This is a genomic window from Bacillus sp. SJZ110, assembly GCF_006715455.1.
GTDB classification, from domain to species: Bacteria; Bacillota; Bacilli; order Bacillales; family Bacillaceae; genus Bacillus; species Bacillus subtilis.
The window spans coordinates 66202-82322 of sequence record NZ_VFNF01000001.1; the positions used below are offsets into that span (position 1 = coordinate 66202).

Sequence of the window (16121 nt, forward strand, 5' to 3'; positions counted from 1 at the left end):
TTAACGCTTTCTTGTAGACTGTAACAAACAATACATGGGGGTGTATGACATGGGAGCAATTCCAAAAACGGGGACAATTTCACCTGAGCAAAAAGACTCACAGGGGAAAAACCTGTTTCAAAAAATCTGGTCTTGGGAAATCGGTGTGATTCCTCTGCCATTATACACAGTATTAGCAGTTATTATTATTCTTGCAGCCTATTACAATGAGCTGCCGGCAAATATGCTTGGCGGGTTTGCCATCATTATGATTCTTGGTGTGTTTCTCGGAGACATAGGCCAACGCATACCGATATTGAAGGATATTGGCGGCCCTGCTATTTTATCTTTGTTTGTTCCTTCATTTTTAGTCTTTTACAATGTACTGAATTCAACATCTTTAGACGCTGTAACCAACTTGATGAAAACATCTAACTTCCTTTATTTCTATATCGCTTGCCTTGTTGTGGGAAGTATCCTCGGTATGAACAGAATTGTTTTAATACAGGGGTTTATCAGAATGTTCGTTCCACTGGTTGCAGGAACGATCGCGGCCGTTGCAGCCGGCATCCTTGTCGGATTTATTTTTGGCTATAGTGCCTATGATTCCTTTTTCTTTGTTGTTGTCCCGATTATTGCCGGGGGAATAGGTGAAGGGATTTTGCCGCTTTCAATCGCCTATTCACAAATACTGGGCTCATCCGCCGATGTATTTGTGTCTCAGCTGGTGCCAGCCGCAATTATAGGAAACGTTTTTGCTATCATATGTGCAGCCTTAATGAAAAAGCTTGGCGATAAGCGTCCAGATCTAAATGGGAACGGACGTCTCGTAAAATCTAAAAAAGCAAATGAGATTTTCAATCAAAAAGAAGCCGAAGCAAAAATTGATTTTAAGCTAATGGGAGCAGGAGTTCTGCTCGCGTGTACATTCTTTATTTTTGGCGGGTTATTGGAGAAATTCATCTTCATCCCGGGCGCGATCTTAATGATTATTTCAGCTGCGGCTGTCAAGTATGCGAATATTCTTCCGAAAAAAATGGAAGAAGGCGCTTACCAGCTTTATAAGTTTATTTCTTCAAGCTTTACATGGCCGCTGATGGTCGGTCTCGGCATCCTCTTTATTCCGTTGGATGACGTAGCGTCTGTGATTTCTATTCCGTTTGTCATCATCTGTATTTCAGTTGTTATCGCGATGATTGGTTCTGGATATTTCGTAGGCAAGCTGATGAACATGTATCCGGTTGAATCCGCAATCGTTACCTGCTGCCACAGCGGCCTCGGCGGAACGGGTGATGTTGCCATTTTATCGGCATCAGGAAGAATGGGCCTTATGCCGTTTGCCCAAATTTCAACCCGTCTCGGCGGTGCAGGCACAGTTATTTGCGCGACAGTGCTGCTTCGTTTTTTCACTTCATAAACAGAAAGAGTTCCGTTTTATGCGGAACTCTTTTTTTATTTATTCACAATCCGAATATACTCTCGGGGACCAAACGGCAGATCCTTTGATTCCGTCTCACTCATTCTGGCTGACAGGTGGTGCTCCAGTAAATACAGCTCCCACTCATCACCAGCCGCCACACCGCTGCGCCCGTCATATTGATTCAACATGAATGCCCCTGCAAATACTGAGCAGAATAAACCTGAGCACATCACGACTTTTCTTTTCACATGACCAGCTCCTTTCCTTCAGCTTGATCAGGATTGATTTTAAATATACAAATAACCTCTTTTTTGTTAGACTTATTTTGAGGTCAAAAGAACTCATAAAAACCCATTACAGCAGTTCGAAGCGTGGCAGCTTGCAGAAAAGTGCGATATAATTTGGACTAGGTCGTTTGACCGTATATTTCATACATAGCGCATTTTTCAATTGAGAACGAGAAAAGGAGGTCTTATCTTTGCAGCTCTTACATCTTGCTATTTTATCGCCTTTTTTATTTGCTTTTATCATTCCCTTCTTGGCAAAATACGCAAAAAGAGTGCATACGGGCTGGTTTGTGTTGATCTTGCCCGTCTTGCTGTTTATATACTTTCTCCCAATGATCAGGATGACACAATCTGGAGAAACACTTCGATCGGTATTAGAGTGGATTCCGTCACTCGGCATTAACTTTACCGTTTATATAGACGGCCTCGGGTTATTATTCGCTTTACTGATCACAGGCATTGGCTCTTTGGTCACTCTTTACAGCATTTTTTATTTATCGAAAGAAAAAGAACAGCTTGGGCCCTTTTATGTCTACTTATTGATGTTCATGGGCGCCATGCTCGGCGTCGTTCTAGTAGACAATGTCATGGTTCTCTACATGTTCTGGGAGCTTACAAGCCTTTCATCCTTTTTGCTGATCGGCTATTGGTATAAGCGGGAAAAGTCGCGCTATGGCGCAGCCAAATCACTTTTGATTACGGTCAGCGGCGGGCTGTGCATGCTCGGCGGATTTATTCTCCTTTATTTGATAACGGATTCCTTCAGTATTCGAGAGATGGTTCATCAGGTTCAATTAATTGCCGGCCACGAATTGTTTATCCCGGCTATGATTCTCATTTTATTAGGGGCTTTTACGAAATCAGCGCAATTTCCTTTTTACATCTGGCTCCCTGACGCGATGGAAGCTCCGACGCCTGTCAGCGCTTATCTCCATTCAGCTACTATGGTAAAAGCCGGCATTTATGTGATTGCGAGATTCAGTCCTATTTTCGCCTTTTCAGCTCAGTGGTTTTGGATCGTGTCCCTCGTTGGCCTTTTTACGATGGTTTGGGGTTCATTCCATGCCGTGAAACAAACTGATTTAAAATCGATTTTGGCGTTTTCAACCGTCAGCCAGCTCGGCATGATCATCTCCATGCTCGGAGTCAGTGCTGCGGCCCTTCATTACGGACATACAGAATATTATACAGTTGCCGCTATGGCTGCCATTTTCCATTTGATCAACCACGCAACCTTTAAAGGAAGCTTGTTTATGGCAGTCGGGATTATCGATCACGAAACAGGCACACGGGATATCCGGAAGCTAGGCGGCCTGATGGCGATTATGCCGATTACATTTACCATTTCCTTAATCGGGACATTTTCAATGGCCGGCTTACCGCCGTTTAACGGATTTTTGAGTAAAGAAATGTTTTTCACAAGCATGCTTCGCGTGACACATTTTGACCTGTTCAACGTGCAGACATGGGGCGTTCTGTTCCCTCTTTTCGCCTGGATCGGAAGTGTATTTACGTTTATCTACAGCATGAAATTGCTGTTTAAAACATTCAGAGGAAATTACCAGCCTGAGCAGCTTGAAAAACCGGCTCACGAGGCGCCTGTCGGCATGCTCGTACCACCGGTCATTCTTGTCGCTTTGGCTGTCAGTCTCTTCTTTTTCCCGAATATATTGTCGTACAGCCTGATAGAGCCTGCGATGAACTCAATCTATCCGACACTGCTTGCCGGCCATGAGAAATTCCACGTTCACATTTCACAGTGGCATGGGGTTACAACGGAATTGCTCATGACTGCGGGTATTGTTGTGATCGGAACAATTGGTTATTTGTCGCTGAATAAGTGGAAGGGAATCTATAAACTGTTTCCTTCGAAACTCACACTCAACCGGTTATACGATAAGCTTTTGACTCTGATGGAGAAAGGCTCTTACCGGATCACAAAACAATATATGACCGGGTTTTTAAGAGATTATTTGCTGTATATCTTCGCTGGTTTCATCATTCTGATAGGCGGAGCTTTTGCCATTAAAGGCGGATTTTCATTTAAAACGGAAGGCATGGCTAAAATCGGTGTATACGAAATCATTTTGACGCTTGTCATGATCAGCGCCACAGTGGCGACTGTTTTTGCTAGGTCAAGACTGACGGCGATCATTGCACTCGGTGTTGTCGGTTATACGCTTGCATTGTTTTTTGTCATTTTCAGAGCGCCGGACTTGGCATTGACTCAGCTCGTCATTGAAACGATTTCTGTGGCACTGTTTCTGCTTTGCTTCTACCATTTGCCGAAACTGAGGCTGAAAACAAAAACGAGAACGTTCCGGATGACGAATTTTATCATTTCTTTAGGCGTCGGTATTATTGTTACTCTGCTTGGCATCGCATCCTCAAGCCAGCGGACAAAAGACAGCATTGCGTCCTTCTTTGTCAAACACAGCCACGATCTCGGCGGAGGGGATAATGTCGTCAATGTCATTCTTGTTGATTTCAGGGGATTTGATACAATGTTTGAAATTACGGTATTAACAATAGCCGCTCTCGGCATTTACAGCATGATTAAAACAAAAGTAAAAGAGGAGGGGAAAAGCGGTGAATGAACAAAAAACAAATGACTTGATTCTTCAAACCGCGACAAAGCTTGTATCCTTTATCATTTTGCTTTTCTCTTTCTATTTATTTTTATCAGGGCATAACGCGCCCGGAGGAGGCTTTGTCGGCGGACTGATCACGTCCTCTTCCATCGTTCTCTTGCTCTTGGCATATGATTTAAAAACCGTGCGTTCCCTTTTGCCGGTCAATTTCATTTATGTCGCGGGAGCCGGCCTTCTGCTCGCTGTATTAACAGGCGTTGGCTCCTTTGTCTTCGGGGCTCCTTTTTTAACCCACACATTCGGATACTTTCAGCTGCCGATCCTTGGGAAAACGGAGCTCGCCACAGCGACGATATTTGATTTAGGCGTTTATCTTGTTGTCGTAGGCATAACGATGACCATTATTCAAACGATTGGAGAGGAAGAATAATGGAAATCTTAATGGCTGTATTAGCCGGTATTATTTTTATGGCTGCTACGTATTTGCTGCTGTCTAAAAGCCTGCTTCGCGTCATTATCGGAACAGCACTGTTAAGCCATGGCGTTCATTTAATGCTTTTGACTATGGGAGGATTAAAGAAAGGCGCCGCTCCGATTTTGAGCGAGCATGCCAAATCATTTGTCGATCCGCTTCCGCAAGCCCTGATTTTGACCGCAATTGTCATTTCTTTTGGCGTTACGTCATTCATCCTCGTCATGGCCTTTCGCGCTTATCAGGAATTGAAATCGGACGATATGGATCAAATGAGGGGAAATGATCAACATGAATAATTTTGTTATTTTGCCAATCCTGATCCCGCTTTTGTCGGCTATTCTTCTGATTTTCATGACGAAGAATCTTATGCTCATGAGAATCTTCAGCACGGCGGCATCGGCCATCGGGATTGTGATTAGCGGCATACTTGTACAGACTGTCTTCACAAAAGGCATCCAGACACTCAGCCTAGGCGGATGGAAAGCGCCGTACGGCATTGTGCTTGCCGCAGACCAATTCGCCAGCCTGCTCGTTCTCACAACAGCGGTCATCGGTTTATTGGTTGGGCTTTATTCCTTCCGTTCTATCGGTGAAAAACGGGAGCGCTCCTTTTACTACTCCGGCGTACAGTTCTTGCTTGCCGGCGTCAGCGGAGCGTTTTTAACAGGCGATTTATTTAATATGTACGTATTTTTTGAGCTTCTGCTTATTGCTTCCTATATGCTGATTGTATTAGGCGGCACAAAAATTCAGCTGCGCGAATCCCTTAAATATATTGTGTTTAATATCGTGTCGTCTGCCCTGTTTGTCATAGGGGTCGGCTTTTTATACGCTGTAACCGGCACGTTAAGCATGGCGGATCTTAGCGTGAAAATCAGCGAAACAGGACAAACCGGGCTGATCACTGTGATTGGTGTCCTGCTGCTTTTGGTATTTGGCATGAAGGGCGGAATCTTCCCCCTCTACTTTTGGCTTCCAGGCTCTTATTACGCGCCACCGGCAGCAATCTCCGCGTTGTTCGGCGCTTTGCTGACAAAAGTCGGGTTATATGCGATTGCGAGGGTTTTCACATTGATTTTTATTCACGATACAGCCTTTACCCATCAGCTGATGATTTGGCTGGCGGCGCTGACTGTGATTTTCGGTGTGATCGGTTCACTCGCTTATTCGAATGTCATGAAAATTGTGATCTATAACATTATTACTGCTGTCGGCGTGATTTTGTTCGGTGTGGCAGTACACACCCCCGCATCCATTCAGGGCGCGATCTACTATCTGATTCACGATATGCTGATTAAGGGCGCTTTGTTTATGCTGGCAGGTACGCTGATCGCATTGACTGGAACCGCGAGCCTGCATAAAATGGGCGGGCTGATCAAACGCTATCCTGTTCTTGGATGGATGTTTTTCATTTCCGCTATTTCTCTTGCAGGCATTCCGCCACTAAGCGGATTTGTCGGCAAATTTAAAATTGCAGAGGGCGGCTTCGCAGAAGGTGAATTTACGATATCCATGCTGATTCTGCTTTCGAGTCTGCTCGTACTGTACTCTGTGCTGAGGATCTTTATACATGCGTTTTGGGGCGAAGAAAAAGAAACGCCAAAACCAAATCATCGAACAGCTAAAGGACTTCTTTATCCGGCAGCTATTTTTCTCTTGCTGTCTCTTCTCTTCGGGTTGGGTACAGAATGGGTGTCGCCTTACGTTGATCAAGCGGCCGAGACGCTGCTGAATCCGGAAAAATATATCGAAGCTGTTCTGAAGGAGTAGATCGCATGGCATTTCAAATTTTATTAAATGTGTTTCTCGCTTTTTGCTGGATGTTCTTAAGCAACAGTCCAAGCGCCGCAGGATTCATTACAGGCTATATTCTGGGCATGCTCTCTCTCTTTTTCTTCCGGCGCTTTTTCACTCGCCAGTTTTATCTATGGAAATTGATTTCTATCATCAAGCTCTGTTTCATTTTTATAAAGGAACTGTACCTTGCCAATGTCAGTGTGATGAAATCAGTCTTATCTCCAAAACTGAATATAAGACCGGGTATTTTTGCTTTTAAAACTGAACTGACGAAGGACTGGGAAATCACCCTGCTTTCCCTGCTCATTACACTAACGCCGGGAACCTTGGTGATGGATATTTCTGATGACAGAACAATACTTTATATTCATGCAATGGATATCGAGGATGCGGAAAAAGCGATTTTTGATATTCGGGAGTCATTTGAAAAAGCCATACAGGAGGTGAGCCACTGATGTTTACGCTGATCCTGCAAATCGCGCTCGGCATTATGGCAGTGTCTACCTTTTTATATGTCATTCGTGTCATTAAAGGGCCGACTGTGCCTGACCGGGTCGTGGCTCTGGATGCAATCGGCATCAATCTGATCGCAATCACGGCGCTTGTCTCCATTTTGCTGAAAACAAGTGCGTTTTTGGATATTATTTTGTTGCTGGGGATTTTATCGTTTATCGGAACGATCGCATTTTCCAAGTTCCTGGAGAAAGGAGAGATTATCGAAAATGATCGAAACCGCTAAAGTTGTTGTGGCTGTATTCATATTGCTGGGAGCTCTTGTATGCCTCATTGCTTCATTTGGCGTACTTCGCCTTCCCGATGTGTTTACACGCGCTCATGCTGCTTCTAAAGGCTCAACATTAGGTGTCAATATGATTCTGCTCGGTGTCTTCTTCTATTTGTGGTTTGTGACGGGGGAGCTCTCCGCTAAAATCCTGCTTGGGATTCTCTTTATCTTTATTACGTCGCCGATCGGCGGGCACTTGATCTGCCGTGCTGCGTATAACTCCGGCGTCAAGCTTGATGAGAGAAGTGTACAAGATGACTATAACGGAATCAGAAACTTTGTGATTAAACGAAAAGAGGATTCTTATTTATAAAAATAAGCAGCCGGACAGGCAGAGTTCCGGCTGTTTTTTTATTTCTTGATGACAGCCAGCGTGCATCTGGATATACAGATCAGACTCTCTTGCTCGTCATATATGTGAATGTGATAGACAATCGTCGTTCTGCCTATGTGAACGGGCTCGGCTATCGCCTTTACCGTTCCTTCCTTTACAGATTTTAAATGGTTGGCGTTAATCTCCAAACCGACACAAGCCTGTGTTGAATGATCAATCAAGTTCTGTGCACCTGCGCTCGCCGCTGTTTCCGCCAGGGCCACTGAAGCGCCCCCATGCAAATATCCGAACGGCTGAACCGTCCGATGATCCACCGGCATGACCGCAACGCATCGTTCCGCTGTGTTTTCAACAATCTCTATACCAAGCGCTTCAAGCAATGTGTGTTTCGTATCCATCATCTACACCCCCAACATTTAAAGTACACCGTCTGATTTCGCAATCAAAACCGCTTCCGTCCGTGAACCGACATTCAGCTTATTGAAAATCGATGTCAAGCTGTATTCAATGGACCGCTTGCTTAAATGAAGGGCATCTGCGATTTCTTGGTTTGTAAATCCCTTTTCAACTTCTTGAAGAATCAGGCATTCTCTAGGTGTGAGCACATCTTGTTCTTTTTGAGAGGAAGGAGCCGGCTTTGTTTTTTGCTGAGTCATCAGCTGTTTAAAGTAAGCAAAATCGACTAAAATTTCTCCGTTGAGTACGTGGTATATGTATTGGGTGATCTTTTCTTTAGATTCCGTTTTGCTGATGGCACCGTGCAGACCCGCACGAATCGCTTCCTCGAAATAATCCTCGACCTCATAACCGGTATACACGATAATTTTACAATGAGGATTCTCTTGTAAAATCTGTTTAGAAAGCTCCATCCCATTGACCTCGCCGCCTAAATTCAGATCCATTAAAATGAGATCATATGACGAGAAATCATGCTGCTTGATAAACTGTTCGCTCGGTTCAGGACTGAGACAATCAACAGACAAATTCGAATCCGTTTCCAAAATTGTCTTGGTGCCTTCCATGACAGCCGGATGGTCATCAATCACTAGTATCTTTTTCATGTTTTCCTCCCTTTTACTCACTCTTTTCCATTTTATAAAAAAGACTTGGCCTGTGCCAAGTCGTTTCCGTTATAAATCCATTACAATTCGATTTCAATATCAGCCTTAAAGCCCTTTCCTTCACTTGTTTCAATCCGAAGGCGCCCATCTAAAGCCCTGACTCTCTCCTTAATGCCAGAAAGCCCCATGCTCATGGAATGCTCAGTATTCTTTTCCTGATCAAACCCTACGCCATCATCCTCATAATGAAGAACGATTTTGTTTTGAATACTGATGAGCATAATCAGCACATCCGTCGCCTGAGAGTGCTTGACCGCATTAGACAGAAACTCTTGAATGATCCGGTACAAATTCAGCTGCGAATCCAGATCAAGGGAAGCCGTAAATCTCCCGGTATTTAAACGAATATGAAACGGAACCCGCTCCTGCTGCTGCGCCACCAGCTTCGACAGCGCCTTGACCAGCCCAAGATCATACAGAAGCTGCGGCCGCAGCTCATGACACGTCTCCCTCGTCATCGAAATCACATCAGACATCTGCTCATTCATCTGTACAAGCTTGTCCTGCACCTCTTCACGGCACGGATTATCATCCTTCTTGAAATCACCCAAAAACAGCTCACACTGGCGTTTTAAGGAAATCAAATCCTGAAGAACCGAATCGTGGAGATCGCGGGCGAGATCCGAGCGTTGTTTTTCCTCGATCGTGTACATGAGTTTTTTGAGCCATACGGGGTTGGATTCTTGTTGTTTTATTTCTTCTAAATGACTCATCAGTTCTTCGATTTTCATGACGTTTTCGATCGATACATTTGTATAAAAAGCCAAAGTTTTCAGCCAAGAAAGTTCTTCGAGTGTGAGACGAGGCGTATTCATTTTAGATAAACAAAGGATCACAAATGATTTACCACCGCGTTCACCTATCTTCATGACAAAACCTTTATTAAATTCAACGATTTTTCCTATTTCGGATGTTACTTTTCTAAATTCTTTTTGATAGACTTTTTCAAATGAATTTACGTTCTCATCATCATATAGTTTAATACTTCCGTCAGCTGAAACTTCATATACATGTGCTCGGCTAACAAGAGAAACCTCAAGTATAGTATTTTTCAGTTCTTCAAATACTTGAGACAGGGAAGTAGAGTCTCTTATCATCTGCGTGAATTTATATATACTGTCTTGATAATTGAATTTTTCCGAGACCCTTTTTAATCTAAATCTGAAATCAAGTACTTCTTTATAATAAAAGACCGCCAACATGATAATATAAATTAAAAAGGTTAGTTTAACACTATAAAAATCACTATCAGGACTACTAATTAATTCAATTGTAGAGATTAGAATAATTGTTGGCGTTAGAGCTAAAAAGCCATAGTACCTTAATCTGCTTAAAATAAAATCTACATTATAGATTTTATTTGTCATGAATTGAAATACCAATGAGAATGGTATCAGCAGCATAAATGAAGCCGCTAAAAAAGAAGAAACATAATGTGCATTTAAAAACACGTAAGGTATCAAATATAAACACAGAAAAGGCGAAAAAGAAAAGATATTAATGATAGTGAGAACCTTAATAATATGTGCTTGTTCAGTGTCTTTATTTTTAATTAGTATGATACTAAAATAAACCCCTACTATAATAAATAAAAAGAAAAAAGCAAGTAAATTTAATTTAGGAACATAATCTCGAAAGAAAAGATGTGAACGAAAAATTTCACAAACTACATTTATGACCGGAATCAAATATAAAATAAAAACTTTCTTATTAAATAATTTGGTTCCTAATTCTTTGAAATATTGATAAAGAAAGAGAAGATAGTTTAGCGGAACAGATATTAATGTTACCACCATTATAAGCCTGCTCAGCATATCTCCCTTAGCAGACCCTCCAGCGCTTATAAATGCAATAGAGGCAGACAACAGAAAGATAATTAAAACTACAGCTGAGAGAAGGTTCTTTGATTCATTTATTTTTAATATAAAAAAGCAACAAAATAAACAAACAATATAAAATATTAACGGTATTAAGTAAGTAGTGAAATTTTTATCATTAAATAAGGTCATTTTCAACTCAAGATTATGTCCATTTCTTTCCACAATCATCGAACTTACATTTTTTAGTTTGTTCATTTTTATTTCGTTTGTGTTTATCTTTTTATTATTAATACGCTTTACGATATCTCCTTTTTCTATACCGCTGTATGAAGCCATTGAAAATTCATCTACATTGGTAATTACAATATCGCCATTTTTTCCTTTAGAGACAGTTGCCCCTACTAATAAATTATTATTACTAATATAAGTCAAATAAATAACATAAATCAAACTTAATACAACTAACACTACAGAAATTTTGTTATTTCTAGACTTCATTTAAACCTCAGTACTTCCAATCTAGCATTGAATAAATTTCTAATCCTTTAAAACCATTTATTATGCATTCAGATTGATCATTATCAACACCCAATAAACAAGCATTCCCTTCCATTACTTCCCTTAAAACATTTGGGTATTTAATTAAGTATCCTACCATTTCTTGCATAATAAATCCCCTCCTTATTTAATCATAACAGACAATAATTTTTCAGTTTTATCTTCTTCTAGTTTTAATTGTGACATTTCATTTTTTATTTTTTGGAGAGATAAATGTTTCATCACCAGTAAATATTGTATAACGCCTGCTTCTGTCAATTTTCGCTTCAAAGCCTTAGTATTAATAGAAACAAATTCCTCTGGTTTTTGATATAAACTTAGTAGCTCCGCTGAAGCATCGTTAAATTGTTTCTTTAAGTATAAGTATGCCAATGTATTTTTTTTCTGAACAAAATCGTTATTTAAGTAAAACAAACCTTTATAATCATTATCGATCTGTGAAATAATCCCAAGTTCATAAGAATATGAAGCTACAATGGGATGGTATTTGCCTGTTGCCAGCATTACTCCCATTACACAGGGCAATGCCGTTAGCGCTCCTGATTTATTTTTGATCATTTCAAGACAGGCTTCTTCCGTTTGCGGTGCATTCACAATATCATCATGCTGGCCTTGAATTGATTGTAACGCAAAATTCAATATCTCTTGTGAAAATTCTGGTTCATGACTAGCTTGACACATCACTTGTATACTTAGGGTGTAAAGAGCTGTAACTGCATTTAAAGCGATTGACGAGTCAATCTTCATCCAGACAGCACTTCCATTATCTTGATCCTCTAAGTCATCATAAATATCGAATGAGAGTATAAGCAATTCAATTCCGGCAGCTAGCAATTCGATTGCTTTTTGGTCCTGACCGTTAAAAGCTAAATAATGATGAAGAGCCAAATCGGCAAACTCAAACGTATCCTTAGACTCAATAAAATTCTGAAGATATCGTTCCAAGTCCTGATTCATTATTTTTTGGCTTACAATCTCCTTCATTTTCTCCTTGATCCGGACAGAATCTAAACATATCTGCTCAATAACGACTTCCCCCCTCCCATTCCATTTTACTAAATGGGACATTTAAAGGACAGCAGGTTTTTCGTTTTTTAACAATCATATAATACTTTATCCATTTATTGTATCGGTAGAACGAAAAAAAAGACTTGTTTCCAAGTCTTTTTCACGAAATTTTCATTGCATAATTGTATTTATCGAGTTGATCAATGCTTTTGTTAATGTTTCGTAATGAATCTGTCGTTTCTTTAATATCAAGTTCGAGTCGGAATAACAATTGTTTTACTTCTTCAAGTTTCTTTTCCATCGTTTCCACACTCCTTTTTTTGAAAGATCAATGAATTGTGTATGGTGAACGAGTCCTAGGTATTTGATCTGTTACTAATAGTGTATCTGCTTTCGGCTCATTTTTCACCGAAAAGTATGCAAAAAGATCCTGCGTGACACCGCAAATATCAATAGGTCCTTATACTCAAAGAGATCACAACGAGAACGGGACTATTTTTCTATGTGCAGGAGCGTATATTTCTGCTCAGATTGAGAAAGATTCTTAATCTCCTTGATTTTAACGGGTTTCGCATTTTTACTAAGCAAGACTATAGTCCTTCATACCGTATTTTCAAAATTGAATATGCGATTCTTGGCGTTTCCTGACCGACAAACACCGAAAAAGACCGCAACGCTAAAGTTGTGGCCTTTTCGCTTTGTCATATTCGGCAATTAGGGATCTATACATATAGAAACATCCCTTTTTTGTGAGGTGCTCCCATGAGATATCGTTATCCCTGGTTTTACGTGTATCCGTATGAGGTACGCCGTCCGCCCGCTCCTGCCAACAATATTGATACCTTTATCCGTTCAGCGAAGCAGGCCGCAGGGATATTTGCGGATGCCCAGCTCGTTCTCGGCCGCATTGCGGGCTCGCGGGAGCTCTCGCGCCGCATTCTGACCGCAGCCGAGCAGTCCGATAAACAAACCATCAAGCGCCTGATCAAACAAATGGGCGTCCGGCATGAAGTGGATACGGTCTTTAATCCCGACGGCATCTATATCAGCCTTATCGGAACGCAAAGCCGAATGATTCTTGCTTTGCGGTGGTCAGAGGACCGCAATCATTTTGCGTCCATAAGATTATGACACCATTCCAGAGCCTCTAAATAACATTCATACGCTTCTTCTTTGTCGAGTTGATTGCCTAATTCCGAGCAAGTGTCCCAGTTGTTGCTTTCAATTAATTTCACAAGCTCAAGCATTTGGTAGTAGTCGTTTTGATGGCCTAATAATGCTTGCCCGACTTCATCTTTTAAAGGCAATTCTTGAACAATTTCCTCTATTTCTCTATGCAGGAGGGTGTCTATGAGAGAAAACATTCCGATCAGCATATAAGAAGCAGGCTGCGGCCGGGATGTCTTTCTCGCCAGCAGTTCGCAAAGCTTTGCTCTTATCAAAGAAATCTTAATGATTTCGTGCTTGCTGGAATGCCCTTTCCTGCTTAAATCCTTAAAGGAAAGAATATATATCCACCGTTTGATTTCATTAAATCCCAACAGCATAATGGCCTGTTGAATGCTTTCAATTTTCTGGCTCAAACGGCTGTGGGATGAGTTTAAAAATTTTAAAATCTGATAGGACAGTGATAAATCCCGCTCTATGTACTCTGTCACACGCTTTATGTTAGGCTGCTCTTTGCTCAGTTCGTTAAGCAGTTCATAGTAAGAATAGAAATGAGTCGATAGGTCATGCCCGCTGATGATGCGCGGCTCGCTGAAAAAGTAGCCTTGGAATAATTGAAAGCCGTCTTGGACCGCCTGTTTATATTCTTTTCGGGTCTCTACTTTTTCCGCTAAAAAAATCAGGCCGCGGCAGCCGTAGGTTTGCAAAATTGTTCTGCGTTCCATTCGTGTTGTTTTGAGAAAATCAATTTTCAATATATCAATATAGCTCATGAGTTTTTCCAGTAAGTCCTCATCTTGCGGGTTTATTGCATAAAAATCATCAAGCGCCAGCATATACCCCATTTTTTTCAATTCTTTGCATCTAGAAATGAGGGCCGGCGTGATCGGTATATCTTCAAGGATTTCAATGACAAGCTGTTTCGGATTGAAGGAGGTGGGAAGATTTGAAAACATCAGGCTTTCCGTAAAATTAACAAAACAGCGTTTCCCTTCCGTCAGCTTCTCAATTCCGATGTTTAAAAAGCTGTTGATCACCAAATCTGTTGTTGCCTGATCGCCGTCTTTAGCGCTATACACGTTCTCTTCGCTTTCTCTATACAGCAGTTCATAAGCAACAACCTGTTCTTTTCTATTAAAAATAGGCTGTCTTGCAACAAACACCCTCATTGATTTATCCCCCTTACAATACGCGCGGCTTTCACCCCTAAGTATATCAAATAATTTGACGAAAATTGTCTAAACATGAAAAATAATATATACATAAAGAAAACTGGCCCTTCGCGAATGAAAGGCCAGTTTTTCTTTATTCTTCCTCAAGCTCTTCTTCAATTCTGCTTTTCACTTCGTGGATCCGCTGCATTTTATTGCTCCAGCAGTCCTCGCTTAAATCAACCGGGTATTCCTCCGGCTTGCTGATTCTCTTATATTCCTCCCAAAGAAGGCTGAGGTTATCCTGCACATACTGCTGTATGTCTGAAATCTCAGGGTTTTGGTAGCAAAGAATACCCTTCTCAAAAATCAGCTCATGAAGATCCTTCGCATAAAAATTCGTGACAAATTTGCTGATGAATGTATGAACCGGGTGGAACATTCTGAGCCGCTTCTGATCATTCACCTGCTCATCATAAAGCGCAATATAGTCGCCTTCAGAATGATGGTTGGACTGATTAATAATGCGGTAGACTTTCTTTCTGCCCGGTGTCGTCACTTTTTCAGGATTGGACGAAATTTTGATCGTGTCAACCATTTTCCCGTCCTCTTCAATGGCAACGAGTTTATAAACTGCGCCGAGAGCCGGCTGGTCATAGGCAGTGATCAGCTTCGTACCGACACCCCAGACATCAATGCGCGCTCCCTGAGCCTTTAAATTCATAATGGTGTGCTCATCCAAATCGCTTGAAGCAATCACCTTCGCATCTGTAAATCCTGCTTCATCAAGCATTTTCCGGGCTTTTTTTGACAGGTACGCCAAATCGCCGCTGTCCAGACGGATGCCAATGAAATTAATGCGGTCGCCGAATTCCTTGGCAACCCTAATCGCGTTCGGCATGCCTGAACGAAGCGTGTCATACGTGTCAACTAAGAAAACGCAATCCTTATGTGTTTCCGCGTATTTTTTGAAAGCTGTATATTCATCGCGGTAAGCCTGCACAAGCGCATGCGCATGTGTGCCGGAAACCGGGATATTAAAGCGCTTTCCGGCTCTTACATTGCTTGTCGCGCTAAAGCCGCCGATTAAGGCTGCTCTTGCTCCCCACATGGCCGCATCCATTTCGTGCGCCCGTCTTGTTCCGAATTCAAGCGCAACTTCATCACCAATGACGCCTTTAATCCGGGCAGCCTTTGTTGCGATTAATGTTTGATAGTTCACAATGTTGAGCAAAGCTGTTTCAATCAGCTGCGCTTCTACCAGGGGTGCCTCCACCCTCATAATCGGCTCATTGTTAAAAACGAGCTCTCCTTCTTTCATGGAGTAAAGTGAACCTGTAAAAGATAAGCCGCGCAAATATTCAATAAAATCTTCATGATACCCGAGTTCATCCTGTAAATAACTCAAATCGCTATCCGTAAACTTGAAATTTTCCAAGTATTCAATGGCTTTTTCCAAGCCCGCAAATACGGCATAGCCATTTTCAAACGGAAGCCTTCTGAAAAACAGCTCAAAAATCGCTTTCTTTTCATGAATGCCGTCTCTCCAGTACGTTTCCGCCATATTGATCTGATAAAGGTCTGTATGTAATGACAGGCTGTCATCTTTAAATCCGTACTCTAACACTG

Annotated in this window: 19 protein-coding genes; 10 read left to right on the top strand and 9 right to left on the bottom strand. The window is 41.7% G+C overall.

All coding sequences use genetic code 11. The features are described from left to right. Window positions 1–49: 49 nt before the first annotated feature. Complete coding sequence (gene maeN / locus FB592_RS00340) at window positions 50–1396, top strand: sodium/malate symporter MaeN (RefSeq protein ID WP_021480493.1); 1347 nt, start codon at window positions 50–52, stop codon at window positions 1394–1396. 35 nt (window positions 1397–1431) lie between these two features. On the opposite strand, the gene FB592_RS00345 is transcribed toward maeN, so the two are convergent. Next, the gene (locus tag FB592_RS00345; protein ID WP_041052857.1) at window positions 1432–1647 is read right to left on the bottom strand and encodes a hypothetical protein; all 216 of its coding nucleotides are present in this window, start codon (window positions 1645–1647) and stop codon (window positions 1432–1434) included. Window positions 1648–1877: 230 nt separating this feature from the next. Between FB592_RS00345 and FB592_RS00350 the strand changes: the two genes are divergently transcribed. Genes FB592_RS00350 through mnhG form a run of 7 tightly spaced genes read left to right on the top strand, consistent with a single transcriptional unit; the run spans window position 1878 to window position 7646 of the window. Further along, entirely contained in the window at window positions 1878–4283 is a 2406-nt protein-coding gene (locus FB592_RS00350) for a Na+/H+ antiporter subunit A (protein WP_014480699.1), read from the top strand. After that, window positions 4276–4707: a Na(+)/H(+) antiporter subunit B gene (locus tag FB592_RS00355; protein WP_003228819.1), complete on the top strand. Its 432-nt coding sequence runs from the start codon at window positions 4276–4278 to the stop codon at window positions 4705–4707. The genes FB592_RS00350 and FB592_RS00355 overlap by 8 nt, the downstream gene beginning before the upstream one ends. Then, complete coding sequence (locus FB592_RS00360) at window positions 4707–5048, top strand: Na(+)/H(+) antiporter subunit C (protein ID WP_003220730.1); 342 nt, start codon at window positions 4707–4709, stop codon at window positions 5046–5048. Before FB592_RS00355 ends, FB592_RS00360 begins: the two co-directional genes overlap by 1 nt. Continuing rightward, entirely contained in the window at window positions 5041–6522 is a 1482-nt protein-coding gene (locus tag FB592_RS00365; protein ID WP_141949156.1) for a Na+/H+ antiporter subunit D, read from the top strand. The genes FB592_RS00360 and FB592_RS00365 overlap by 8 nt, the downstream gene beginning before the upstream one ends. Window positions 6523–6527: 5 nt before the next feature. Then, entirely contained in the window at window positions 6528–7004 is a 477-nt protein-coding gene (locus tag FB592_RS00370) for a Na+/H+ antiporter subunit E (protein ID WP_072175141.1), read from the top strand. Then, the gene (locus FB592_RS00375) at window positions 7004–7288 is read left to right on the top strand and encodes a Na(+)/H(+) antiporter subunit F1 (RefSeq protein WP_003228814.1); all 285 of its coding nucleotides are present in this window, start codon (window positions 7004–7006) and stop codon (window positions 7286–7288) included. The genes FB592_RS00370 and FB592_RS00375 overlap by 1 nt, the downstream gene beginning before the upstream one ends. After that, window positions 7272–7646: a monovalent cation/H(+) antiporter subunit G gene (mnhG, locus tag FB592_RS00380; RefSeq protein WP_014477830.1), complete on the top strand. Its 375-nt coding sequence runs from the start codon at window positions 7272–7274 to the stop codon at window positions 7644–7646. The genes FB592_RS00375 and mnhG overlap by 17 nt, the downstream gene beginning before the upstream one ends. A 38-nt stretch (window positions 7647–7684) precedes the next feature. On the opposite strand, the gene FB592_RS00385 is transcribed toward mnhG, so the two are convergent. The 6 genes from FB592_RS00385 to degQ all read right to left on the bottom strand — a co-directional run bounded on the left by FB592_RS00385 (window position 7685) and on the right by degQ (window position 12475). Next, a complete protein-coding gene (locus FB592_RS00385) occupies window positions 7685–8065 on the bottom strand; it encodes a hotdog fold thioesterase (protein WP_141949157.1) in 381 nt (126 codons plus the stop codon). Window positions 8066–8083: 18 nt separating this feature from the next. Next, window positions 8084–8728 (bottom strand): two-component system response regulator ComA, encoded by a 645-nt coding sequence (gene comA / locus FB592_RS00390; protein WP_003220716.1) that lies wholly within the window; start codon window positions 8726–8728, stop codon window positions 8084–8086. A gap of 80 nt (window positions 8729–8808) precedes the next feature. Beyond that, window positions 8809–11106 (bottom strand): histidine kinase, encoded by a 2298-nt coding sequence (locus FB592_RS00395; RefSeq protein ID WP_141949158.1) that lies wholly within the window; start codon window positions 11104–11106, stop codon window positions 8809–8811. A 7-nt stretch (window positions 11107–11113) separates the two neighbouring features. Continuing rightward, window positions 11114–11275 (bottom strand): competence pheromone ComX, encoded by a 162-nt coding sequence (locus FB592_RS00400; protein WP_049140565.1) that lies wholly within the window; start codon window positions 11273–11275, stop codon window positions 11114–11116. Window positions 11276–11289: 14 nt separating this feature from the next. Continuing rightward, entirely contained in the window at window positions 11290–12150 is an 861-nt protein-coding gene (locus FB592_RS00405) for a polyprenyl synthetase family protein (protein ID WP_032677058.1), read from the bottom strand. A gap of 184 nt (window positions 12151–12334) precedes the next feature. Next, on the bottom strand, window positions 12335–12475 hold the full coding sequence (gene degQ, locus FB592_RS00410; protein WP_003220708.1) for a degradation enzyme regulation protein DegQ: 141 nt from the start codon (window positions 12473–12475) through the stop codon (window positions 12335–12337). Between the two features lie 221 nt (window positions 12476–12696). On the opposite strand from degQ, the gene FB592_RS00415 reads away from it, so the two are divergent. Both FB592_RS00415 and FB592_RS00420 read left to right on the top strand, forming a co-directional pair. Further along, window positions 12697–12822, top strand: coding sequence for a hypothetical protein (locus FB592_RS00415; protein WP_120028613.1), 126 nt, complete (start codon window positions 12697–12699; stop codon window positions 12820–12822). Between the two features lie 114 nt (window positions 12823–12936). Then, window positions 12937–13305 carry a YuzC family spore coat inner layer protein gene (locus tag FB592_RS00420; RefSeq protein ID WP_017695529.1) on the top strand — a complete coding sequence of 123 codons (369 nt, stop codon included), beginning with the start codon at window positions 12937–12939 and terminating at the stop codon, window positions 13303–13305. On the opposite strand, the gene pdeH is transcribed toward FB592_RS00420, so the two are convergent. After that, window positions 13281–14510, bottom strand: coding sequence for a cyclic di-GMP phosphodiesterase (gene pdeH, locus FB592_RS00425; protein ID WP_003243525.1), 1230 nt, complete (start codon window positions 14508–14510; stop codon window positions 13281–13283). The genes FB592_RS00420 and pdeH overlap by 25 nt on opposite strands. 136 nt (window positions 14511–14646) lie before the next feature. Beyond that, window positions 14647–16119 (bottom strand): nicotinate phosphoribosyltransferase, encoded by a 1473-nt coding sequence (locus FB592_RS00430; RefSeq protein ID WP_003228788.1) that lies wholly within the window; start codon window positions 16117–16119, stop codon window positions 14647–14649. Window positions 16120–16121 lie beyond the last annotated feature (2 nt).